This window comes from Nonomuraea lactucae, assembly GCF_003313395.1.
GTDB lineage: Bacteria > Actinomycetota > Actinomycetes > Streptosporangiales > Streptosporangiaceae > Nonomuraea > Nonomuraea lactucae.
In genome coordinates this window covers 1-526 of sequence record NZ_QNFZ01000300.1, presented here as the reverse complement: position 1 = coordinate 526, position 526 = coordinate 1, and the positions used below count along the sequence as shown (strand labels likewise).

Genomic DNA, 526 nt, shown 5'->3' with positions numbered 1-526 from the left:
CGCACCTGCGCTGGCGCTCGGTGAACGTCCCGGCGCTGCTCGGCCTCCCCGGCGCGGCCGGTCCCGACGCCCAGCCGAGCACGGCCGGACCCGAACCCCAGGCAAGCACGGCCGGAGCCGAACCCCAGGCAAGCACGCCCGGAGCCGACGCCCAGGCGAGCGGGCAGGCGCCCGCGTCCCGCACGCCGCTGGTGGGGAACGACACCGCCTTCGCGGCGCTGGCGGAAGCGCGGCGGGGTCTGTTGCGGGGCGTCGGCGTGGGCCTCCATCTCCACGTGGACTTCGACCTCGGCGGCGTCCTGGTGGTGGACGGGCGGCCCCTGCCGGGAGCGGGCGGGATCGGCGCCGAGTTCGGCCACATGCCGCTGACCGGTGGCACCGAGCCCTGCATGTGCGGGGCGCGCGGCTGCTGGGGCCGGGAGGTGGGAACGAACGCCCTCCTGCGCCATCTCGGGCTCGCCCACGGCGGCGGCAGGGGCCGCGGCCGGGCCGAGCGGGTCTTCGCCGACGCGGCGGCGGGTCTCGG

Annotated in this window: 1 protein-coding gene; it reads left to right on the top strand. The window is 78.7% G+C overall.

Annotation, left to right across the window (positions count from 1 at the left end; all coding sequences use genetic code 11):
• Positions 1–20 precede the first annotated feature (20 nt).
• On the top strand, positions 21–526 hold a 506-nt coding region (locus tag DQW85_RS21600), incomplete at its 3' end, for an ROK family protein (RefSeq protein ID WP_240197332.1).